The sequence below is a fragment of the Streptomyces barringtoniae genome (assembly GCF_020819595.1).
GTDB lineage: Bacteria > Actinomycetota > Actinomycetes > Streptomycetales > Streptomycetaceae > Streptomyces > Streptomyces barringtoniae.
The window spans coordinates 155315-177767 of record NZ_JAJHNP010000020.1 but is presented as its reverse complement, the minus strand read 5'-3'; the positions used below and the strand labels follow the sequence as shown (position 1 = coordinate 177767).

Annotated in this window: 20 protein-coding genes; 10 read left to right on the top strand and 10 right to left on the bottom strand. The window is 71.1% G+C overall.

From position 1 onward, the window contains the following. Both LMU33_RS31190 and LMU33_RS31185 read left to right on the top strand, forming a co-directional pair. The coding region (locus tag LMU33_RS31190; protein ID WP_504967707.1) for a phosphoglucose isomerase-related protein at positions 1 to 566 on the top strand (566 nt) is incomplete at its 5' end. 83 nt (positions 567 to 649) lie between these two features. Further along, positions 650 to 1462: a hypothetical protein gene (locus LMU33_RS31185; protein WP_228624127.1), complete on the top strand. Its 813-nt coding sequence runs from the start codon at positions 650 to 652 to the stop codon at positions 1460 to 1462. A gap of 18 nt (positions 1463 to 1480) precedes the next feature. Here LMU33_RS31185 and LMU33_RS31180 read toward each other — a convergent pair whose 3' ends face one another. The 3 genes from LMU33_RS31180 to LMU33_RS31170 are packed head-to-tail and all read right to left on the bottom strand — an operon-like array spanning position 1481 to position 5039. Continuing rightward, positions 1481 to 3781 carry an ABC transporter permease gene (locus tag LMU33_RS31180; RefSeq protein WP_228624126.1) on the bottom strand — a complete coding sequence of 767 codons (2301 nt, stop codon included), beginning with the start codon at positions 3779 to 3781 and terminating at the stop codon, positions 1481 to 1483. 2 nt (positions 3782 to 3783) lie between these two features. Next, positions 3784 to 4536 carry an ABC transporter ATP-binding protein gene (locus tag LMU33_RS31175; protein ID WP_228624125.1) on the bottom strand — a complete coding sequence of 251 codons (753 nt, stop codon included), beginning with the start codon at positions 4534 to 4536 and terminating at the stop codon, positions 3784 to 3786. Continuing rightward, positions 4533 to 5039, bottom strand: coding sequence for a PadR family transcriptional regulator (locus tag LMU33_RS31170; RefSeq protein ID WP_228624124.1), 507 nt, complete (start codon positions 5037 to 5039; stop codon positions 4533 to 4535). Before LMU33_RS31170 ends, LMU33_RS31175 begins: the two co-directional genes overlap by 4 nt. Positions 5040 to 5169: 130 nt before the next feature. Between LMU33_RS31170 and LMU33_RS31165 the strand changes: the two genes are divergently transcribed. The 5 genes from LMU33_RS31165 to LMU33_RS31145 all read left to right on the top strand — a co-directional run bounded on the left by LMU33_RS31165 (position 5170) and on the right by LMU33_RS31145 (position 11754). Beyond that, positions 5170 to 6441: an ABC transporter substrate-binding protein gene (locus LMU33_RS31165; protein WP_228624123.1), complete on the top strand. Its 1272-nt coding sequence runs from the start codon at positions 5170 to 5172 to the stop codon at positions 6439 to 6441. Positions 6442 to 6576: 135 nt separating this feature from the next. Then, positions 6577 to 8187 carry a glycoside hydrolase family 13 protein gene (locus LMU33_RS31160; protein ID WP_228624122.1) on the top strand — a complete coding sequence of 537 codons (1611 nt, stop codon included), beginning with the start codon at positions 6577 to 6579 and terminating at the stop codon, positions 8185 to 8187. A 28-nt stretch (positions 8188 to 8215) separates the two neighbouring features. Further along, on the top strand, positions 8216 to 9541 hold the full coding sequence (locus LMU33_RS31155) for an ABC transporter substrate-binding protein (RefSeq protein WP_228624121.1): 1326 nt from the start codon (positions 8216 to 8218) through the stop codon (positions 9539 to 9541). A gap of 12 nt (positions 9542 to 9553) precedes the next feature. After that, positions 9554 to 10906 carry an ABC transporter permease gene (locus tag LMU33_RS31150; RefSeq protein ID WP_228624120.1) on the top strand — a complete coding sequence of 451 codons (1353 nt, stop codon included), beginning with the start codon at positions 9554 to 9556 and terminating at the stop codon, positions 10904 to 10906. A gap of 8 nt (positions 10907 to 10914) precedes the next feature. Beyond that, positions 10915 to 11754 carry a carbohydrate ABC transporter permease gene (locus LMU33_RS31145; protein ID WP_228624133.1) on the top strand — a complete coding sequence of 280 codons (840 nt, stop codon included), beginning with the start codon at positions 10915 to 10917 and terminating at the stop codon, positions 11752 to 11754. A gap of 15 nt (positions 11755 to 11769) precedes the next feature. On the opposite strand, the gene LMU33_RS31140 is transcribed toward LMU33_RS31145, so the two are convergent. The 7 genes from LMU33_RS31140 to tkt form a co-directional block, all read right to left on the bottom strand. After that, positions 11770 to 12174 (bottom strand): hypothetical protein, encoded by a 405-nt coding sequence (locus LMU33_RS31140; RefSeq protein ID WP_228624119.1) that lies wholly within the window; start codon positions 12172 to 12174, stop codon positions 11770 to 11772. 56 nt (positions 12175 to 12230) lie between these two features. Further along, on the bottom strand, positions 12231 to 12725 hold the full coding sequence (locus LMU33_RS31135; RefSeq protein WP_228624118.1) for a lamin tail domain-containing protein: 495 nt from the start codon (positions 12723 to 12725) through the stop codon (positions 12231 to 12233). Positions 12726 to 12841: 116 nt separating this feature from the next. Next, positions 12842 to 13624 carry a 6-phosphogluconolactonase gene (gene pgl / locus LMU33_RS31130; RefSeq protein WP_228624117.1) on the bottom strand — a complete coding sequence of 261 codons (783 nt, stop codon included), beginning with the start codon at positions 13622 to 13624 and terminating at the stop codon, positions 12842 to 12844. Further along, a complete protein-coding gene (gene opcA / locus LMU33_RS31125; RefSeq protein ID WP_228624116.1) occupies positions 13621 to 14676 on the bottom strand; it encodes a glucose-6-phosphate dehydrogenase assembly protein OpcA in 1056 nt (351 codons plus the stop codon). Before opcA ends, pgl begins: the two co-directional genes overlap by 4 nt. After that, a complete protein-coding gene (gene zwf / locus LMU33_RS31120) occupies positions 14673 to 16211 on the bottom strand; it encodes a glucose-6-phosphate dehydrogenase (RefSeq protein ID WP_228624115.1) in 1539 nt (512 codons plus the stop codon). The genes opcA and zwf overlap by 4 nt, the downstream gene beginning before the upstream one ends. A 1-nt stretch (position 16212) precedes the next feature. After that, complete coding sequence (gene tal / locus LMU33_RS31115; RefSeq protein WP_228624114.1) at positions 16213 to 17331, bottom strand: transaldolase; 1119 nt, start codon at positions 17329 to 17331, stop codon at positions 16213 to 16215. 33 nt (positions 17332 to 17364) lie between these two features. After that, positions 17365 to 19452 carry a transketolase gene (tkt, locus tag LMU33_RS31110; protein WP_228624113.1) on the bottom strand — a complete coding sequence of 696 codons (2088 nt, stop codon included), beginning with the start codon at positions 19450 to 19452 and terminating at the stop codon, positions 17365 to 17367. A 378-nt stretch (positions 19453 to 19830) separates the two neighbouring features. On the opposite strand from tkt, the gene LMU33_RS31105 reads away from it, so the two are divergent. The 3 genes from LMU33_RS31105 to LMU33_RS31095 all read left to right on the top strand — a co-directional run bounded on the left by LMU33_RS31105 (position 19831) and on the right by LMU33_RS31095 (position 22441). Continuing rightward, positions 19831 to 20787 (top strand): heme o synthase, encoded by a 957-nt coding sequence (locus tag LMU33_RS31105; RefSeq protein ID WP_228624132.1) that lies wholly within the window; start codon positions 19831 to 19833, stop codon positions 20785 to 20787. A gap of 69 nt (positions 20788 to 20856) precedes the next feature. Beyond that, positions 20857 to 21177: a hypothetical protein gene (locus LMU33_RS31100; RefSeq protein ID WP_228624112.1), complete on the top strand. Its 321-nt coding sequence runs from the start codon at positions 20857 to 20859 to the stop codon at positions 21175 to 21177. Between the two features lie 157 nt (positions 21178 to 21334). Next, positions 21335 to 22441, top strand: a complete 1107-nt coding sequence (locus LMU33_RS31095) for an amidohydrolase family protein (protein ID WP_228624111.1) — start codon at positions 21335 to 21337, stop codon at positions 22439 to 22441. The last annotated feature ends 12 nt before the right edge of the window (positions 22442 to 22453 follow it).

Here is a 22453-nt window from a genome sequence, read left to right as displayed (position 1 = left end):
ACGTGGCGCGGGACGGCAGGCAGGTCGAGTGGCAGACCGGCCCGGTGGTCTGGGGAACCCCGGGCACCAACGGGCAGCACGCCTACTACCAGCTGATCCACCAGGGCACCAAGCTCATCCCGGCGGACTTCATCGGCTTCGCCGAGCCGGTGGCCGAGCTGAGCGGTGAACTCAAGGCGCAGCACGACCTGTTGATGGCCAACTTCTTCGCCCAGACCCAGGCGCTGGCCTTCGGGAAGACTGCCGAGGAGGTCCGTGCGGAGGGCGTGCCGGAGGAGCTGGTGGCGCACAAGACCTTCCAGGGCGACCGGCCGACGACGACCATCCTGGCGAAGGAACTGACGCCCTCCGTCCTCGGCCAGCTGGTCGCGCTCTACGAACACAAGGTGTTCGTGCAGGGCGCCGTGTGGCACATCGACTCCTTCGACCAGTGGGGCGTGGAGCTGGGCAAGGTACTGGCCAAGCGGGTCGAGCCTGCGCTCACCGAGGGCGCCGAGGTCGAGGGCCTCGACGCGTCGACGAAGGCACTCGTCGCCAAGTACCGGGAACTGCGCGGCCGTAGCTGACGGGGCGGCACACGGGAGCCGGACGCGGCCCGGACCTTCCGGGGGACGGGTCCGCCGGTTCCCGTAGACTCCCCGACGATCATGTGAGTCACGACTCGGGGGAGTACGCGGTGGCCGCTGGGCGGGGGAGCCGTACCGGATACGCGGAGCGCGGGCGGAACTGTCTGAAGGCGCATCACGCCGCCTGGGCGGTGTTCCACCCCGCGTGGATACCCGAACCGCTCGATCCGTCGGTGGAGCAGCTCAAGCGGATCCGCGTCGCCGCCGGCACCGTCGCGGCGGTCGGTGTCTACACCTTCGTCGAGGGCGGCTTCGCCCCCGAGGAGATGCTGCAGAACCTGCTGATCGCCTCGGGCGTCCTGCTGTTCGTCACCCCGCTCACCGTCGGCGTGATGCTCTGGATGTGGCGGCGCACCGGCAGCCTGCGCCCGCTGCGCCCCGCGCTGCTGAGGGCCCTGGGGCTGTTGCTGACCTTCGTGGGCTCGGTCGTCACGACCGTCCTGTTGCTGCAGAACGCCAATGCCCTGGCCGGCGGCCTGCTGATCATCCCGGTGGGCCTGGTGACGCTGTGGATGGTCTGGTTCGTCGGCGCCGGAGCCCTCCGGATCAACGGGAACTTCTTCGGCACGGCGGCCGTGCACCGCTGTCTCCCGCCGCTGCTGGCCACGGTCACCAGCTGGCTGATGGCCCTGCCCGACCTCCTCACCGGTGACCTGCACGGCCTTGGACTGATGCTGGGCATCGTGTTCATCCTCGGCGCCCCCGTGACGGTCACGGCCATCGCGCTGTACGAGATGGCCCTGCTCAAGCGGAGACACGGCATCCGGCTGACCGCCCACCCGGCAGCGCGCGCACCCCAGGGGCCGTACAACAGCCGCCAGCCGTACGGCCGTTGAGCGCCCCGGGAGCTCCGGTCAGGCCACCGCGCTCAGCGTGTCCGCGAGGCGGCTGCGTGCCGCGCGGGCCGCGGGCAGCGCCGCCAGCGCGGCCGCCCCGAGCACGGCGGCGGCGCCCAGCGCGAGCAGCAGTCCGGGTGAGGGGGTCTGGGCGATCCCGGCGCCGATGCCGCTGGAGCTGCCCTGGGCGTCGATCAGCCGGCGGCCCAGAGGCAGTCCCAGCGCCGTGCCGGCGATCACCGCGGCCAGGGCCGTACAGCTCGCCGCCGTGACGGTGATCGCGGTGATCTGCCGCGGCGACATGCCGATCGCCTTCAGCGCCAGCACGTCCCGCTCGCTCTCCCGGACGCTGCCGCCGATGCCGGTGAGCAGCTCGACCAGCCCGATCAGGGCCAGTACGGCGATCAGCCCGGCGACGACCGCGCGCAGCGGGGACAGGCCGTCGGCCGGGTTCGTCGCCGTGTGCACGTCGAGGTGGCCGTGGCCGGCCCGGGCCAGTGCGGCGGCCACGCGCTGCGGCTCGGTGCCGGGGCGCAGGCGCAGCTCGTAGAAGGCGGGGGTCAGCCCGGGGTCGTTCTCGCGGAGGGTGTCCAGGGAGGTGGTCACGACCCGGCCGGCGTTCTGCGGCTCGATGCTGCGGCCCACGATGTGCAGGATCTGCGGCCGGTCGCCCACCGTCATGCGCACCCAGTCACCGACCCGGGCGTGCAGCAGGTCCAGCAGGCCCTGTCCGGCCACCGCCTCGTCGGGTCCCTGTGCGGCCCGGCCTTCGGCGAGGGCGTAGGGGTAGGGCTCGGCGCGGGTGCCGACGCCGCGCAGCGCGATGGTGCCGGTCTGGCCGGGGACCAGCGCGGCGACCTCGACCCCGGGATAGGCGGCGGCGACCCGGTGATCGCCGGTGAGCAGCGCCCGTACGGCGGACGTGTCCATGGCACCGTCGGAGCGGACCGACAGGGACGTCGGCAGACCCATGCGGTCCGGGCTGTTGTGGAAGCGGTCGATCGTGGTCCAGGCGCTGAGCGCCACCACGATGAGCAGCAGCGGCAGCGTCAGCCGGGCCACGGTGGCCAGCGACCGGCCGCGCCCCGCGAACGCCTTGTGACAGCCGAGGACCAGCGCGGCCGGCAGCCGCAGCCCGAGCGCCCGCCGGGCAAGGCCGGTCAGCCGCCCGCCGGCCGGTGCGGTCCGGCGGGGCACCGGAACCGGTGGCACCCGCCCGGCCCGCCACGCCGCGAGTCCCGTGGTCAGGCCGATGAACAGCACCGCACCCACGGGCACCACGAACAGCGCCACGGTGTGCCCGGGCAGCCCCTGCCACAGGCCCACGGCGTCACCGAGCCGGCCGGGGATCGTTCTGCCCAGGGCTTCGGTGAGCGCCGCGGCGGCCACCGAGCCGAGCAGCGCGTACGCCAGATGCTGGAGCAGGAAGATCCGGACGACCTGGCCGGGTGTGAAGCCGATCGCCTTCAGTACCGAGATGTCCCGCAGATGCCCCCGGATGCGGGTGGCGATCGCCCCGTGCACAGCGAAACCGGCGGCGATCAGGGCGCCCAGACCGAACAGGCCGAGCACCTGGCCCAGCAGCCGGTTGTCGCCCTGGGCCGCGGCGCGCGCCTGCTGCCAGGTGGAGACCTCGCCGACCGCGCCTGCGCCCAGCACCGTGACGGCCCGCTGCACCGCGTAGTCCGTGTCGCCCGGGTCGGCGAGGCGCAGCCCGATCACCTGGCCGCCCGGAGCGTGCACGGCTGAGGGCAGGGCCCACACCAGGCCCGGCTGCTCGCCCGGGCTGTAGCGGGGCTCGGCACTGTCCGCGATGCCCTCGACGGTCAGGGAGCGGGCGGTACCGGGCAGGGTGAGGGTGTCCCCGGGCTCGGCCAGCAGCGCCCGGGCCAGGCTGCTCTCCAGCACCACGCCGTCCGGTTCGGCCGGATCCAGCCAGTGCCCGGCCGCGAGCAGCGGCCGGCCGACGGAGGGCAGCTGCGGGGTGCCGCGCAGTTCGACGGAGGCGCGGGTGCCGCGTACGGCGACGGTGGCGGACTCGGTGCGGTAGGGGCCGGCCACGGACTCGACACCGCCCAGGCGGGACAGCCCGCGGGCGTCGGCCGACGGCACGGTGTGGATCCACACATGCGCGCCGCGGGCCTGTGTGAACACGCGCTGCCAGGGGTTGGTCGCGTACCCGAACAGGGCGGTGGCCAGCAGCAGCGAGACGACGATCCCGGCGGTGGCCAGCACGAGGAACAGCGCCTCGCCACGGTGGGTGCGCAGATCGGAGTGCGCCCAGCGCAGGGTGGCTCGTACGTCCCGGAGATTCAGCACCGTCAGTCCCTCAGCTCCAGCACACCGGAGATGCCGCCACGCCGGGGCGGCGGGGTGCCGTCCAGGGCGGCGTCGTCGGCTATCCGGCCGTCGAAGAAGCTGATCACGCGGTCGGCGGCGCTCGCCAGCCGGGCGTCATGCGTCACCAGCACGATGGTCTGGCCGCGTCCGTGGAAGCGGGACAGCAGCCGCATGACCTCGCGCGTGCCCTTGCTGTCCAGGCTGCCGGCGGGTTCGTCGGCCAGCAGCAGCGGGGGATGGTTGACCAGGGCCCGGGCGAGCGCGACCCGCTGCTGTTCGCCGCCGGACAGCTCGCCCGGCATGCTGCGCTCCTTGCCCGTGAGCCCCAGCTCGGCCAGCAGCTCCTCGCGCTCGGCGCGGGCCTTCTTCGGCGGGACGCCGGCGAGCAGGGCGGGCAGTTCGACGTTGTCGGCGACCGAGAGGTTCGACACCAGGTTGAAGAACTGGAACACGATCCCGATGGCCTTGCGGCGTTCCACTGCCCAGCGCGCCTCGCCGAAGGAGTCCGTGCACCGGCCGTCCAGCCAGATGCTGCCCTCGTCCGGCCGCTGGAGCCCGCCGAGCAGATGCAGCAGGGTCGACTTGCCGGCCCCGGACGGACCGGTGATCGCCACGAACTCGCCCCGTCGCACGCTCAGGTCGACCCCGCGGACGGCGTGCGCGGGGGCGCCCTCGCCGTGGTGGGTCTTCACCAGCCCGTCGGCCCGGAGCACCGGAACCTGGTCCTCGCTCATTCCAGTTCCTCCTGGCACCGCTCCAGCCAGTCGAGGTCGGCCTGCAGGTGCAGCATCGCGCCCTCGATGAGCAGCAGGGCGACGCGGTTGTCGCGGTTCTCGGCCGCGGCCAGCTTCGACAGGTTGCGCATGGTGTTCAGGTACTGGCGCCGCTGCCTGTTGATGAGGGCGATCTGGTCGGCGAGACCGGTCTGCGGGGCGAGGGCGAGTTTCATGAAGAACTCGTCCCGCACCCGCGGCTCGTCCTCGGTCTCCTCGAACCAGGCGTGCAGCGCCTCGCGCCCGGCGTCGGTGAGGTGGTAGACCTTCTTGTTGGGCCGGCTGGACTGTTCGACGTCCTCGCCCTCGATCAGTCCCGACTTCTCGAGGCGGCCGAGGGTGACGTATATCTGGCCGACGTTGGGCTGAGGGTACGCGGAGCCCAGCAGTTGCTCAAGGTCCTGCTTGAGCTCGTAGCCGTGGGCCGGGCCGCGGGCGAGGAGTGCCAGGAGGGGCAGGCGCACTCGTGCTGTCCTCCTGTCCTCTCACAATGTGCTCCAGGCCCTAGTATCGCCCATACCTAACAGGTATACATGGCCTCTGACTCCCGGGCGAGGGTGCCCGGAGCCGTGTGTACGTGTCAGGGAGGAACCTATGCGGTGGATACGCGCCGCCGGTAGGGGCCTCCTCGTTCTCGCCGTGATCCTCACCGGGTACGTCGCCTCCGGCGCGCACGCCGACGAGGACGCGGGCGACGGCCGCGGCCCGCTCACCCTGGCCACTGCCGGCGACCTCACGGGCTATCTCGCCCCGCTGCTGCAGGGCTGGAACCGCACCCATCCCGGCGAGAAGGTCACCCTCGTCGAGCTGCCCGACTCCGCCGACGAGACCCATGCGCAGATGACCACCGACCTGCGCGGCGGCGACCGGGGCCGGTTCGACGTCCTCAACATCGACGTCAACTGGACCTCGGAGTTCGCCGCGGCAGGCTGGATCCGCCCGCTGCCGCCGGACCGCTTCCCGCTGAAGAGCTTCCTGCCGCCGGTCGTGGACACGGCCACCTACGACGGCCGCCTGTACGCCGTCCCATACGTCACGAATGCCGGACTTCTCCTGTACCGCAAGGACATCCTCGCGAAGGAGGGCGTGCCGCCGCCGCGCACCTGGGCCGAGCTGGAGCACGATGCGAAGACCATCGCGCCGAAGTACGGGCTCGGCGGTTACGCGGGCCAGTTCCTGCCCTACGAGGGCCTCACCGTGAACGCGGCCGAGGCCGTCTACTCGGCGGGCGGCACGATCCTCGGCGACGAGGGCACCCGGGTCACCGTCGACTCCTCCGCCGCCCGCGAGGGCATCGGCTTCCTCGCCCGCGGCGTCCGCGAGGGCTGGATACCGAAGGCCGCGCTGACGTACAAGGAGGAGGAGTCCAAGCAGGCCTTCCAGGACGGCAGGCTGCTCTTCCTGCGCAACTGGCCCTATGCCTACGCCGTCGCCTCCGCCAGGGGCTCCAAGGTCGCCGGGAAGATCGGCGCCGTACCGCTGCCCGGACCCGACGGGCCGGGGACCAGTGTGCTCGGCGGCTCCAACCTGGCCGTCAACTCCCATACGTCGCACCCCGATTCGGCCGCCCGGCTGATCGCCTACCTCACCAGCGCGCCCGTCCAGCGCCAGGTGCTCACCCGGGGCGCGCTGCCTCCCGTACGTGCCGCGCTCTACGAGGACCCCGGACTCGTACGGCGGTTCCCCTATCTGCCGACCCTGCGCACCGCCGTGCTCACCGCCCGGCCGCGCCCCAAGAGCCCGCACTACGACCAGGTCAGCCTGGTGGTGCAGGCCGTGATGCAGGACGCGCTCAGCGGGCGGGAGACGCCCGAACAGGCCGTGCGCAGGCTCGCGCGCGAGCTCGACGCGATCGCCCGCCGATAGTTACTTGTTAAGTAACGCGCAGATCTCATCTCGGTGCACGATGACCGGTTAAGTCCGAATTTGCGCCCTCAACTCACCAGTAGCTTCCGTTCTTTTCGTTGACACCCTCACGACACGCCTACCTAACATGCATGCATGCTGAGTAAGTACCACTGGTGGCGTGACGCGGTGATCTACCAGGTCTACGTCCGCAGCTTTCTCGACAGCACCGGCGACGGAGTCGGCGATCTGGCCGGCGTCCGGGCCGGGCTGCCGTACCTGAAGAAGCTGGGCGTCGACGGGATCTGGCTGAGCCCGTTCTATCCCTCGCCGCAGCACGACCACGGCTACGACGTGGCCGACTACTGCGGGGTCGACCCGCTCTTCGGCGACCTCGCCGAGTTCGACCTGCTGATGGCCGCCGCGCACCGGCTCGGCATCAAGGTGCTCCTGGACATCGTCCCCAACCACTGCTCCAGCGAGCACCCGTGGTTCCGCGAGGCGCTGGACGGCGAGCCCGGCAGCCCCGCCCGCGCCCGCTTCCACTTCGCCGACGGCCGCGGCCCGGACGGCGGCGAGCCGCCCAACAACTGGCACGCCATGTTCGGCGGCCCCGCCTGGACCAGGGTCGCCGACGGCCAGTGGTACCTGCACATGTTCACGCCGGAGCAGCCCGACTGGAACTGGCGCACACCCGAGGTCGCCGCCGAGTTCGACCGCGTCCTGCGCTTCTGGCTGGACCGGGGCGTCGACGGCTTCCGCATCGACGTCGCGGCCGGCCTCTACAAGCACCCCGCACTGCCCGACTCCGACGACCCCGAGGCCGACGCCCGCACCCGCGACTCGGTCAACCCGCTCGCCTGGAACCAGCCCGAGGTGCACGAGGTGTGGCGGCGGTGGCGCGCGACGTGCGAGGAGTACACCGCACGCGACGGGCGCGAACGCCTCCTCGTCGGCGAGGTCTCCGTCCCCACCGCCCGCGAACACGCCCTGTACGTCCGCCCGGACGAACTCCACCAGGCCTTCTTCTTCGACCTGCTCGGCGCCCCCTGGGACGCCGACGCCTTCCGCAAGGTCATCTCCGAGGCCATGCAGGACATCGCCGGCACCGGCTCCACGGTCACCTGGGTCCTCAACAACCACGACCAGGTCCGCACCGTCACCCGCTACGGCGAACCGGCCCCCGAGGGCAGCGGTCTCGGCGCCGCGCGTGCCCGCGCCGCCGCGCTGCTCATGCTGGCCCTGCCCGGAGCCGCGTACATCTACCAGGGCGAGGAACTCGGCCTGCCCGAGGTCGTCGACCTGCCCGACGACGTCCTCACCGACCCGATATTCCGCCGCACCGGAAGCCGTGCCCGCATCCGGGACGGCTGCCGGGTGCCGCTGCCCTGGTCCGGGCAGGCCTCGCCGTTCGGCTTCACCTCCGGCGTCGACGGTGTGAAGCCCTGGCTGCCGCAGCCGGAGTACTTCGCCGAGTACGCCACCGACCGCGCCCTCGCCGACACCCGCTCCTTCTGGCACCTGTACCGCGACGGCCTCCAACTGCGAGCCGCCCTGCCCCAGTTGGGCGAGGGCACGCTCCACTGGCTGGACACCGCGCCCGGCGTCCTCGCCTTCACCCGTGGCGACGGCCTGGTCTGCGCCGTCAACTTCGGTACGGCCCCCACGCCCGCCCCGGTCTCCGGCACCCCCCTGCTCTCCAGCGGCCCCTGTCCGGCGGGCGTCCTGCCCGGCGCCACGGCCGCCTGGTGGCTCACCGACCTGTGATCAACCACCTCTCGAAGGGACATCGACGATGATGCGACGACGTACCACCCTGCTCACCGGCTGCACGGCCCTCGCCCTGGCGCTCGGCGCGACCGCCTGCGGCGGCGGGCCCGTCTCGGCCGGCGGCGGCGACAAGGCGCTCAGCGGCCAGACCGTCACCGTGGCCGGCGTCTGGACCGGCAGCGAGCAGAAGAACTTCCAGAAGGTCCTGGACGCGTTCACCGCGAAGACCGGCGCCAAGACGCAGTTCATCTCCACCGGCGACAACGTCTCCACCGTCGTCGGCAGCAAGATCGAGGGCGGCAACGCGCCCGACGTCGTGATGGTCCCGCAGGTCGGCGTCCTGCAGCAGTTCGCCAAGAAGGGCTGGCTCAGGCCGCTGTCCCCGACGGCCCAGCAGACGGTCACCGCCGACTACGCCCCCGTGTGGAAGAAGTACGGCAGCGTCGACGGCACCCTGTACGGCCTGTACTTCAAGGCCGCCCACAAGTCGACCGTCTGGTACAGCCCCGACGCGCTCACCCAGGCCGGGGTCAAGCCGCCCAAGACGTACGACGAGCTGCTGAAGGCCGGGCACACCGTCTCCGACTCCGGGCTCGCCGCCTTCGCTGTCGCCGGTGAGGACGGCTGGACCCTCACCGACTGGTTCGAGAACATCTACCTCTCCCAGGCCGGACCCGAGAAGTACGACGCCCTCGCCGCGCACAAGCTGAAGTGGACCGACCCGTCCGTCGTGAAGGCGCTCACCACCCTCGGCAAGCTGTTCAAGGACAAGCAGCTCGTCGCGGGCGGCCAGAAGGAGGCCCTGAACACCGACTTCCCGAGCTCGGTGGAGAAGGTGTTCGGGCCCAAGCCCGAGGCCGGCATGGTCTTCGAGGGCGACTTCGTGGCCGGCGTCGCGCACGACCAGTTCGGCAAGACCATCGGCAAGGACGCGAACTTCTTCCCGTTCCCGGCGGTCGACGGCGGTACGGCACCCGTCGTCAGCGGCGGTGACGCGGCCGTCGTACTGAAGGACGGCAAGAACGCCAAGGCCGGCATGAAGCTCCTGGAGTACCTGGCGAGCCCCGAGGCCGCTGCCGTGTGGGCGAAGGCGGGCGGCTTCCTGTCCCCGAACAAGAAGCTCGGCCTCGCCTCCTACAGCGACGACGTCACCCGCGCCACCGCCAAGTCCCTGATCGACGCGGGCGACTCGGTCCGCTTCGACATGTCCGACCAGGCCCCGGCTGCCTTCGGCGGCACCAAGGGCGCCGGCGAGTGGAAGCTGCTCCAGGACTTCCTGCGCGACCCGTCGGACCCGAAGGGCACCGCGGCGAAGCTGGAGTCCGCCGCGGCCCAGGCCTATCAGGGCTGACCGGCAGCGATCATGACCGCCACCACTCTTGTGAAACAGCAGGCGGGCCCGCGGGCCGCCGGCGAGGCGCGCGGGCGCCGCAGCCGGCGGCGCGCCCGGCTGATCGCCCTGCTCTTCGTCTTCCCCGCGCTGCTCCTGCTCGGCGCGCTCGTCGTCTACCCGGTGCTGTTCTCCGTCGGCCGCAGCTTCTTCGACGCCTCCGGCACCCGGTTCGTCGGCGGCGACAACTACGCCGAGATGTTCCGTGACCCGGCGACCCTGAAGGCCATCCGCAACACCGCCATCTGGGTGGTGGTGGCCCCGTCCCTGCTGACCGGCCTGGGGCTGATCCTGGCCGTCCTGGTCGAGAAGGTCCGCTGGGCCACCGCCTTCAAGCTCCTGCTCTTCATGCCGATGGCGGTGTCCTTCCTGGCCGCCGGCATCATCTTCCGGCTCGCCTACGACCAGGACCCGAACAAGGGCGTGCTGAACGCGGCCGTGGTATCCGTCCACGACGCCTTCGAGGGCACGTCGTCGTACCCGACGGCGCGCGGCCGCCAGGGCCTGCTCACCCAGGACCACGACGGCTCCTACCGTACGACCGCCGCCGCAGGCCACACGGTGACGCTGCCGATGGTCGGCGTACTGCCCAAGGACCTGCCGAAGGGAGCCGAACCCGCTGATGCGGCGGCCTCCCGCAAGGCAGGGCCCGGTGAACTGCGCGGTGTCGTCTACCTGGACTTCACCCCGGGCGGGGGCGGCAGGCAGGGCCGGGTCGACCCGAAGGAGAGCGGCCTGCCCGGCATGCAGGTCCAGGCGGTGCGCGACGGGCACACGGTCGCGAGCACGACCACCGCGGCCGACGGTTCCTTCCGCTTCTCCGGGCTGCGCGCGGGCTCGTACACGGTGAAACTGCCCGAGTCCAACTTCGCCCCGCCCTACCAGGGCGTGTCCTGGCTCGGCCCGACGCTGGTCACCCCGGCGATCATCGGCGCGTACCTGTGGATCTGGACCGGCTTCGCGATGGTGCTGATCGGCGCCGGCCTGTCGGCTCTGCCCCGGGACGCTCTGGAGGCGGCCCGGATGGACGGCGCGAACGAGTGGCAGATCTTCCGCCGGATCACCGTCCCGCTGCTGGCGCCCGTGCTCACCGTCGTCTTCGTGACCCTCGTCATCAACGTGATGAAGGTCTTCGACCTCGTCTACATCATCGCGCCCGGGCCGGTGCAGGAGGACGCCACGGTCCTCGCCACCCAGATGTGGCTCGTGTCCTTCGGCGGCGGCAACAACCAGGGCCTCGGCAGCGCGCTGGGCGTGCTGCTCCTGCTCCTGGTGATCCCGGCGATGGTCTTCAACGTCCGCCGCTTCCGAAGGAGCCAGCGATGAACTCGGCGATGAACGCGATCAGGCGGGGCCTGGGCAACGGCCTGGTGCAGGCCTTCCTGGTGGTGATCGGCCTGGTCTGGCTGACCCCGCTCGCGGGCCTGTTCGTGTCCTCCCTGCGCTCGGCGCAGGACACCGCGAAGGGCGGCTGGTGGACGACGCTCACCAGCCCCGGCCAGCTGTCCTTCGACAACTACTCGGCCCTGCTGAAGAACTCCGGCATGACGCAGGCCTTCTGGAACACGGTCCTGATCTCGGTGCCGGCCACGACGCTCGTCGTCGTCATCGCCGCCCTCGCCGGATACGCCTTCGCCTGGCTGGACTTCCCGCTGCGGGAGCCCCTCTTCCTGCTGGTGGTGGCCCTGTTGGTGGTGCCGGTGCAGATCGGGCTGCTGCCGGTGGCCAAACTCTTCGGCGCGCTGGGCCTGTTCGGCACGATCCCCGGGGTCGTCCTCTTCCACGTGGCGTACGGGCTGCCCTTCGCCGTGTTCCTGCTCCGCAACTACTTCGCGGAGATGCCGAAGGAGATGCTGGAGGCGGCCCGGATGGACGGCGGCAGCGAGTGGCGCATCTTCACGCGGCTGGTCCTGCCGGTGGGCCGGCCCGCGATCGCCTCGCTCGCGATCTTCCAGTTCCTGTGGGTCTGGAACGACATGCTGGTGGCCCTGCTGTTCGCCGACAGCTCCTCGCAGCCGCTGACCGTGGAACTCCAGTCCCAGATCCGGCAGTTCGGCAGCAACATCGACGTCCTGGCGCCGGGTGCGTTCCTGTCCCTGATCGTGCCGGTGGTGGTGTTCTTCGCCTTCCAGCGGCACTTCGTGCAGGGCGTGATGGCGGGCTCGGTCAAGTGACCGAGCCCGCCCGGCTCACGCGTACGTCCAGCGCCAGGCGCTGCCGCTGTAGGAACACGTGATCGGCGTACCGCTCGCGGTGGTGGTCGTCGCCCCGTGGTCACTGCTGCGGCAGAACTGGCCCGACCGGTAGCAGTTGCCCGCGTTGGAGACGATGGAGCAGGTGCCGGTGTCGTCACTGCGTACGGTGCCGGAGGCGGCCTTGGTGACGGTGACGGTCGGTCCGGGCGTTCGGACGGTCTTCGTCCTGGTCACCGTCGGCCCGGGCTCGGGCCGGGCGGTCACGGTGGTCGTCGCCGTGACGGTCACGGTGGGCCGGGGCGCCGGTGCCGACGCCTTGGCCGTGCCGTCGTGCGTGGACTGGCCACAGCCGGCCGCGCCGGCGGCCAGCAGGGCGACGCAAGCGGCCCACACCCGCATGCGTCGGCGCGGACTCCTGTACGGATGCACGGTCACTCTCCCGGGACGGCTCGGCGTCAGCCGTGGAAGGTGATGTAACCGTTGCCGTCCCGGTCGTCGCGGGACCTGGTGTAGGCGTGGGTGTCCGCGTGGGCCCCGGACGGCTTGTACAGGTAGATGGTGTCCCTGTCGTTGTTCCACATGAAGTTGCAGTTCTGGCGGTAGACGACGTTGTTCGCGTCCGAGTCGGTGCCGTGGCCGCCGCGCAGCTTCACGTAGTCGCCGGGCTCGAGGTAGTGGTTCGAGGGAAACGTGAACCGGTTCCCGGCGGCGTCCTTGACGACGTAGCCCTTGAGGTTGACGGTCGTGCTGCGCGAGTAGTTCTTGATCGTCAGGTACTCGTCGCGGGTGTTGCCCGTCCGGCAGTTGTTGGAGTCCCGCCCCGGGGCGTCGTACTGGACGCCCTTGATCTTCAGGGCGGAGGAGTACTCGGTGGCCTGGGCCGGCGCCGCGAGAACGACGGCGAGCGTGCCGGCCGTGACAACGGCGGCCGGCGCGAAGCGCATACGCATGAGGTCCCCCCTCAGTGGTGCGATTTCAGCGCCAGGGAGCTTACACAAAAGTTGACGGTTGCACGGATATTCCGTGCAGAAAATGTGAAGCTCCGTCGAGGGGGGACCTCAGTGGTTCACGGCGAAGCCGGCGGATACAGCGACCTCGGCAACTGCGAGGCCGCGGCGGCGTCCAGCAGCCACAGCGTGCGTGAGCGGCCGTACGCCCCCGCCGCCGGGGCCTGGATCTCACCCGCGCCCGACAGGGCGATGGCCGCGGCCTCCGCCTTGTCCTCCCCGGCCGCGAGCAGCCAGACCTCGCGGGCCGAGCGGATCGCGGGGAGGGTCAGGGAGATCCGGGTCGGCGGCGGCTTGGGGGCGCCGTGGACGCCGATCACCGTGCGTTCCGTCTCCCGTACCCCCGGATGCTCCGGGAAGAGCGAGGCCACGTGGGTGTCCGGGCCGACGCCCAGCATCAGGACGTCGAAGGTGGGTACCGCCCCGTGGTTCTCGGGCCCGGCCGCCTTCGCCAGCTCCGCCGCGTAGGCCTCGGCCGCCGCGTCGACGTCCGTGCCGTACGGACCGTCGGAGGCGGGCATGGCGTGCACGCGCTCCGGGGGCAGCGGGACGGAGTCGAGCAGGGCCGCGCGGGCCTGCGTGACATTGCGCTCGGGGTCGCCCCCGGGGAGGTAGCGCTCGTCGCCCCACCACAGGTCGAGCCGGCCCCAGTCGATGGCGTCCCGGGCCGGGGCCGCCGCCAGCGCGGCCAGCAGGCCGTTGCCGTTGCGGCCGCCCGTGAGGACCACGGACGCGGTGCCCCGGGAGGCCTGCGCGTCCACGATCTTCGTGATCAGGCGGGCCGCGGCGGCCTGCGCCATCAGTTCCTTGTCGCGGTGGACGACCAGCTGCGGAGTGCTCACTTCGCCGCCGCCTTCCTCGCCGGGGTCTTCTTCGCGGTCTTGGCCGCCGCCTTCCTGGCCGGTGCCTTGGCCGCTTCCTCCACGGGCTCCGGCTCGGCCACCGCCTCCCCGGCAGACTGCTCCGGGACCGTGTTGAGCCGCTCCACGCCGTAGCGCAGCGCCGACGCGTAGGTGTCGTCCGGGTCGAGCCGGCGCAGCTCCTCCGCGATCAGCTCGGCGGTCTCCCGCCGCTTCAGCGCCACCGCGCGGGCCGGCTGGCCCTCGATGGCCAGCGTGGCCAGCGTGCCGTCCGCGCGGTCCAGGACGATCGAGCCGCAGGTGGTGTCCATGCGGACCGCGGTGAGCCCCGGGCCGCCCGACAGCGAACGCCGCACCGGTACGTCCAGCCGGTCCGCGAGCCACATCGCCAGCAGCTCACAGCTCGGGTTGAACTCCTCGCCCTCCACCTCGACGGCCTTCACCTCGCAGGTGACCTGGTCGAGCGCCGCCGCCAGCATGGAACGCCACGGCGTGATCCTCGTCCAGGACAGGTCGGTGTCGCCGGGCGTGTACGACGCGGCACGGGCGGACAGCTCCCGCACCGGCTGCTCGGCGGCGTAGGTGTCGGTGACCCGGCGCTGGGCGAGCGCGCCCAGCGGGTCCTTCGCCGGGTCCAGCGGGGCGTTCACCGGCCACCACACCACCACGGGCGCGTCCGGCAGCAGCAGCGGCAGCACGACCGAGTCGGCGTGGCCCGCGACCTCGCCGTACAGGCGCAGCACGGCCGTCTCGCCGGTGCCCGCGTCCGCGCCCACCCGCACCTCGGCGTCCAGACGCGAGGAGGTGCGGTCGCGCGGGCCGCGGGAGACCCGCTTGATGACTACCAGCGTGCGCGAGGGGTGCTCGCGCGAGGCGTCGTTGGCGGCCTTCAGGGCGTCGTAGGCGTTCTCCTCGTCGGTGACGATGACGAGGGTCAGGACCATGCCCACGGCAGGCGTGCCGATGGCGCGGCGGCCCTGCACGAGCGCCTTGTTGATGTCGCCGGCGGTGGTGTCGGTCAGGTCTATCTTCATGGCCGGCGCCAGCTCCGTCCGTCTCGTGCGAGCATCTCGTCCGCCTCTTCCGGACCCCAGGTGCCCGACTTGTACTGTGCGGGCCTGCCGTGGCCGTCCCAGTACTCCTCGATCGGGTCGAGGATCTTCCAGGACAGCTCGACCTCCTCCGTGCGCGGGAAGAGGTTGGCGTCGCCGAGCAGCACGTCCAGGATCAGGCGCTCGTACGCCTCCGGGCTGGACTCCGTGAAGGACTCGCCGTAGGCGAAGTCCATGGAGACGTCCCGGATCTCCATCGAGGTGCCCGGCACCTTGGAGCCGAAGCGGACCGTGACGCCCTCGTCCGGCTGGACGCGGATGACGATCGCGTTCTGGCCCAGCTCCTCCGTCGCCGTGGTGTCGAAGGGGGAGTGCGGGGCCCGCTGGAAGACGACGGCGATCTCGGTCACCCGGCGGCCGAGGCGCTTGCCGGTGCGCAGGTAGAAGGGGACACCCGCCCAGCGGCGGTTGTCTATCCCCAGCTTGATCGCCGCGTACGTGTCGGTCTTCGACTTCGGGTCGATGCCCTCCTCTTCGAGGTAGCCGATGACCTTCTCGCCGCCCTGCCAGCCGGCCGCGTACTGGCCGCGCACGGTGCTGTGGCCCAGGTCCCTGGGCAGCCGCACCGCGCCGAGCACCTTCTCCTTCTCCGCGGCCAGCGCGTCCGCGTCGAAGGAGGCGGGCTCCTCCATGGCGGTCAGCGCCATGAGCTGCAGCAGGTGGTTCTGGATGACGTCACGGGCGGCGCCGATGCCGTCGTAGTAGCCGGCGCGGCCGCCGATGCCGATGTCCTCGGCCATGGTGATCTGCACGTGGTCCACGAAGGACCGGTTCCAGATCGGCTCGAACATCGTGTTGGCGAAGCGCAGCGCCAGGATGTTCTGGACGGTCTCCTTGCCGAGGTAGTGGTCGATGCGGAACACCTGGTCCGACGAGAACACCTCGTGGACGATCGCGTTCAGTTCCTCGGCCGACTTCAGGTCGTGCCCGAACGGCTTCTCGATGACCGCGCGCCGCCAGGAACCGCCCGACTGGTCGGCCAGCCCGTGCTTCTTCAGCTGCTGGATGACCACCGGGAAGGACCGCGGCGGCACCGACAGGTAGAAGGCGAAGTTGCCGCTCGTGCCCTGCGCCTTGTCCAGCTCGTCGATGGTGGAGCGCAGCCGCTCGAACGCGTCGTCGTCGTCGAAGGTGCCCTGGACGAAGCGCATCCCCTGGATGAGCTGCTGCCAGACCTCCTCGCGGAACGGCGTTCGGGCGTGCGCCTTGACCGCGTCGTGGACCTCCTGCGCGAAGTCCTCGTTGGCCCACTCGCGGCGGGCGAAGCCCACCAGCGAGAAGCCCGGCGGCAGCAGACCCCGGTTGGCGAGGTCGTACACCGCGGGCATCAGCTTCTTGCGGGACAGGTCGCCCGTGACACCGAAGATGACCAGACCCGACGGCCCCGCGATACGCGGGAGCCGTCGGTCGGCCGGGTCACGAAGCGGGTTCGCTCCGGAACCGGGAAGGGGTGACAACTCAGCCCTCCGAAGGGGCGAGGCGCTCGATCTCCGCCTGGGTGGACTTCAGCAGGTCGTTCCAGGACGCCTCGAACTTCTCGACGCCCTCGTCCTCCAGCACCTGTACGACGTCGTCGTACGAGATGCCGAGCTTCTCCAGCGCGTCGAGGTCGGCACGCGCCTGCTCGTAGGTGCCGGCGATGGTGTCGCCGCTGATCTCGCCGTGGTCCTCGGTGGCCTCCAGCGTGGCCTCCGGCATGGTGTTGACCGTGTTCGGCGCGACCAGTTCGGTGACGTACATCGTGTCCTGGTACGCCGGGTCCTTCACGCCGGTCGACGCCCACAGCGGACGCTGCTTGTTGGCGCCGGCGTTCTCCAGCGCCTGCCAGCGGTCGGAGGAGAAGACCTCCTCGTATGCCTGGTAGGCGAGGCGCGCGTTGGCGACGGCGGCCTTGCCGCGCAGCGCCTTGGCCTCGTCGGTGCCGATGCCGTCCAGACGCTTGTCGATCTCGGTGTCCACGCGGGAGACGAAGAAGGACGCCACGGAGTGGATCGGCGACAGGTCCAGGCCGCGCTCCTTGGCCTTCTCCAGGCCGGAGAGGTAGGCGTCCATGACGGCCCGGTACCGCTCCAGGGAGAAGATCAGGGTGACGTTGACGCTGATGCCGAGGCCGATCGTCTCGGTGATCGCCGGCAGACCCGCCTTGGTGGCCGGGATCTTGATCAGGGTGTTGGGGCGGTCCACCAGCCAGGCCAGCTGCTTGGCCTCGGCGACGGTGGCCCTGGTGTTGTGCGCCAGGCGCGGGTCGACCTCGATCGAGACCCGGCCGTCCTTGCCGCCGGTGGCGTCGAAGACCGGGCGCAGGATGTCGGCGGCGTCGCGGACGTCCGCCGTGGTGATCATGCGGATGGCCTCTTCGACGGTGACCTTCCGGGCGGCCAGGTCGGCGACCTGCTGCTCGTAGCCGTCGCCGCCACTGATCGCCTTCTGGAAGATCGTCGGGTTGGTGGTGACGCCCACGACGTGCTGCTGGTCGATCAGCTCGGCGAGGTTGCCGGACGTGATCCGCTTGCGCGACAGGTCGTCCAGCCAGATCGCGACGCCTTCGTCGGAGAGGCGCTTGAGTGCGTCTGTCATGGAATTACATCTCCTACGTGTCGTATATGAGCGTCAGCGCTGGGCGGCGGCGAGGGATTCCCGGGCCTTGGCGGCCACATTCTCGGCAGTGAAGCCGAACTCGCGGAAGAGCACCTTGCCATCGGCGGAAGCACCGAAGTGCTCCAGGGAAACGATGCGGCCGGCGTCCCCGACGTAGCGGTACCAGGTCAGCCCGATGCCCGCCTCCACGGCGACGCGGGCCCTGACCGACGGCGGGAGCACGGAGTCCCGGTACCCCTGGTCCTGCTCCTCGAACCACTCGACGGACGGCATCGACACGACCCGCGTCGGAACGCCCTCGGCCTGGAGCTGCTCACGCGCCTCCACGGCCACGTGCACCTCGGAACCGGTGGCGATCAGAATCACCTGCGGTTCGCCGCCCTCGGCCTCGAACAGGACATAGCCACCCTTGGCCGCGTCCTCGTTGGGCTCGTACGTCGGCACGCCCTGGCGGGTGAGGGCGAGGCCGTGCGGCTGCCCCTTGCCGAACTCCTTCGTCCAGCGCCCGAGGATCTCGCGCCAGGCGATCGCCGTCTCGTTGGCGTCGGCCGGGCGGACGATGTTCAGACCGGGGATCGCGCGCAGCGAGGCCAGGTGCTCGACCGGCTGGTGGGTGGGGCCGTCCTCGCCGAGGCCGATGGAGTCGTGCGTCCACACGTACGTCACCGGCAGGTGCATCAGGGCCGACAGGCGCACCGCGTTGCGCATGTAGTCGGAGAAGACGAGGAACGTACCGCCGTAGACACGGGTGTTGCCGTGCAGCGTGATGCCGTTCATCTCGGCGCCCATCGAGTGCTCGCGGATGCCGAAGTGGATGGTGCGGCCGTACGGCTTGGCCTCGGGCAGCGGGTTGCCCTCGGGGAGGAACGAGCTCTCCTTGTCGATGGTCGTGTTGTTCGACCCGGCGAGGTCGGCGGAGCCGCCCCACAGCTCGGGGATCACCGCACCCAGCGCCTGCAGCACCTTGCCGGAGGCGGCACGCGTCGCGACGCCCTTGCCCGGCTCGAAGACCGGGATCTTCTCCTCCCAGCCGGTGGGCAGCTCGCCCCGGCTGATGCGGTCGAACTGGGCGGCGCGCTCGGGGTTGTCGTCCCGCCACTGCTGCAGGGACTTCTCCCACTCGGCCTTCGCCTGGGCACCGCGCTCCAGGGCCTTGCGGGTGTGGGTGATCACCTCGTCCTCGACGGCGAAGCTCTTCTCCGGGTCGAAGCCGAGGACGCGCTTGGTGGCCGCGACCTCCTCCTCGCCCAGCGCCGAGCCGTGCGCGGCCTCGGTGTTCTGCGCGGACGGAGCCGGCCAGGCGATGATCGAGCGCATCGCGATGAAGGACGGCTTGTCCGTGACCGCCTTGGCCTTCTGGACCGCCTCGTAGATGGCGGCCGGGTCCAGGTCGCCGTTCTCCTGGGCCTCCACGCGCTGCACGTGCCAGCCGTAGGCCTCGTACCGCAGAGTGGTGTCCTCGGACACGGCCGTCTCGGTGTCGCCCTCGATCGAGATGTGGTTGTCGTCCCACAGCAGGATCAGGTTGCCGAGCTTCTGGTGGCCGGCCAGCGAGGAGGCCTCGGCGGAGATGCCCTCCTGCAGACAGCCGTCACCGGCGATGCAGTAGACGAAGTGGTCGAAGGGCGACTCGCCCTGCGGGGCCTCGGGGTCGAACAGACCGCGCTCGTAGCGGGCGGCCATCGCCATGCCCACGGCGTTGGCGACGCCCTGGCCGAGCGGACCCGTGGTGGTCTCGACGCCCTTGGTGTGCCCGTACTCCGGGTGGCCCGGGGTCTTCGAGCCCCAGGTGCGGAAGGACTCCAGGTCCTCGAGCTCCAGGCCGAAGCCGGCCAGGTAGAGCTGCGTGTAGAGGGTCAGGGAGGAGTGGCCGGCGGACAGCACGAAGCGGTCGCGCCCGACCCACTCCGGGTCGGCCGGGTCGTGCCGCATCACCTTCTGGAAGAGGGTGTAGGCGGCCGGGGCCAGGCTCATCGCCGTACCGGGATGGCCGTTGCCGACCTTCTGTACGGCGTCGGCGGCCAGGACACGGGCGGTGTCCACGGCCCGCTGGTCCAGCTCGGTCCACTCAAGGTCTGTGGTGGTCGGCTTGGTGCTCACCCTGGGTCAGGGCTCCTCTCCACATGTCGGTCGCCGGTCTTCGGGGCATGCCCCCACCCGGCCGCCGGCGCGCTTGCCGCCCGCCGGCCGCTGACGAGCCTACCCCCGTGAGGACGTGCATTTTTTCGAGTGTTTCCAGACTGCCGGGACTCCGTCGGATCCGCCTCCCGACTGGCCGGGAAGCCATTTGGCACATGAATACGGAGGCGGTCATCTGAGCGCTCAATCGAGTGCCCGCTCCCCTCTTATGGGGCGTGCGCCAACACGACCCCACCCCCGCGAAGGCCGGGGTATGGGCAACGTCTAAAGTGGCGTGGTACGCGCGAGCCTTTACCGGGACTTCACACGGGGAGGCTTGCTGGGATGTCTCTGTCAGGGGTGTGCGTGACGGCCGTCGAATCCCGTCCAGCGGGCTCGCTCGGTGCTGCGAGCCAGGGCCCGGTTCACCGGCCGTTCGGGGCCCGTGCCAAGGCGTTCGTGGCGCTGACCAAGCCGCGGATCATCGAGCTGCTGCTCATCACCACCGTTCCGGTGATGTTCCTGGCCCAGCAGGGCGTGCCCGACCTCGGGCTGGTCCTGCTGACCTGCGTCGGCGGCTACCTGTCGGCGGGCGGCGCCAACGCGCTGAACATGTACATCGACCGGGACATCGACGCCCTGATGGACCGCACCTCGCAGCGGCCGCTGGTGACCGGCATGGTCAGCCCGCGCGAGTGCCTCGCCTTCGGCATCAGCCTCGCGGTCGTCTCGACGCTCCTGTTCGGCCTCACCGTCAACTGGCTGTCCGCCTGGCTGTCCCTCGGCGCGCTCCTCTTCTACGTCGTCGTCTACACGATGATCCTCAAGCGGCGCACGTCGCAGAACATCGTGTGGGGCGGCATCGCGGGCTGCATGCCCGTGCTCATCGGCTGGTCGGCCGTGACGAACTCGCTCTCCTGGGCGCCCGTCATCCTGTTCATGGTGATCTTCTTCTGGACCCCGCCGCACTACTGGCCGCTGTCCATGAAGGTCAGGGACGACTACGCGCGCGTGGGCGTGCCGATGCTCCCGGTCATCGCGTCCAACAAGGTCGTCGCCAAGCAGATCGTCATCTACAGCTGGGTGATGGTCGCCGTGTCCCTGCTGCTCACCCCGCTCGGCTACACCGGCTGGTTCTACACGGCCGTCGCCCTGGCCGCCGGCGGCTGGTGGCTGTGGGAGGCGCACGCGCTGCAGAACCGGGCCAGGGCCGAGGTCACGGGCGTGAAGCTGAAGGAGATGCGGCTGTTCCACTGGTCGATCACCTATGTGTCGCTGCTGTTCGTGGCGATCGCGGTGGACCCGTTCCTGCGCTGACACACGCCGGGCGTACGTCACAGAGCCCTGCTCTCGTCAGCTGATCTACCCGCGAGTAGCATCCTGCCCATGGCAGACACGCAGCAGGTTGACGCGAGGGCCGAGCGCAGGGCCGCGAAGCTCGCCCGGGAGATCAGCGCCTTCGCCAAGGCGCACGGCGGCGCCGAGGGCCAGGTGGCCTACATCGGCGAGCGCGGCGCCCGCATCGTCCTCGTCGGCGAGGACGGCGGCTGGGGCGACCTGGTCGCCCCCAGCACCGAGATCGCCGAGAAGGCCGTCGAGAAGTCCGGCATCACCGTCCACGAGTCCTTCGACGGCGAGTTCGCCGCCAAGGTGACGACGGGTTCGTACGAGTGGAAAAGGATGGCCGGCATTCAGCTCGGCGGGTGATGAACGCGCCCCGAAGGGGTGCGGGGAGCTGAGCGGCAAGCCACAGGCGGCCCGCGGCCGCCGATGAACCCGCAGTCCCGACCGCGACCTCGAACCCCGTTCACCCGTTAGGACCTGTAGGCCAGCGCAGCGTCCACGCGTCCTACGGGGAGTCCGGATGATCGAAACGCCGTCCCTCGTGGACCAGTACTGCCACGGCGTACTGCGAACAGAGCTGGGCCTCGGCACCTTCGAGGCCCAGCTCTCCCGCACCGAGGGACCGCCCGCGGCCGGCACCACCCTCTTCGACACCCAGACGGGATTCGCCGTACGGCGCTGGTGCCCGCCCCTGCTGGGCCTGGAACCGCACTGCCTGCCCGCCCGCTATCTGGCCCGGCGCCGGGAACTGGGCGTCCTGGAAGCGGGCCGCAGGCTGCTGCGCGGCAGCGGCATCACCACCTACCTCGTCGACACCGGCCTGCCCGGCGACCTCACCGGCCCCGCCGAGCTGGCCTCCGCCGGCTCCGCCCAGGCCCACGAGATCATCCGGCTCGAGCAGCTCGCGGAGCAGGTCGCCGACACCTCCGGCACCGTCGAGTCCTTCCTCGCCAACCTCGCCGAATCGGTGCACGGCGCCGCCGCGAACGCGGTCGCCTTCACCTCCGTCGCGGGGCTCGGACACGGCCTCGCGCTCGCGCCCGAGCCGCCGGGACCGGGGGAGGTGCGGGGCGCGGCGGGCCGCTGGCTTGCCGGGCGGCGGGTCGGCGGGCCGCTCACCGACCCCGTCCTGCTACGGCACCTGCTGTGGATCGCCGTGGCCTCCGGCCGCCCGCTCCAGCTGCACGCCGGGCTCGGCGAGCCGAGCTCCCGCATCGACCGCACCGACCCCGTGCTGCTCACCGACTTCGTGCGGGCCACGGCGGGCCTCGGCACGGACCTGATCCTGCTGCACGGATACCCGTACCACCGTCACGCCGCCCATCTGGCCGGCGTCTTCCCGCACGTCTACACCGACTCCGGCGCCGCGCTCGTGCGCACCGGCGCCCGCGCGGCCACCGTCCTCGCCGAGATCCTGGAGCTGGCCCCGTTCGGCAAGATCCTCTTCTCCACGGGCGCGCACGGCCTGCCCGAGCTGCACGTGGTGGGAGCACGGCTGTTCCGCGAGGCCCTCGGCCGGGTCCTGGGCACCTGGGTCGCCGAGGGCGCCTGGTGCCTGGAGGACGCTCAGCGGGTGGCCCGGATGGTCGCGGCGGACAACGCGCGCCGGGTTTACGGACTGGCGTGAGCTGTCCAGACT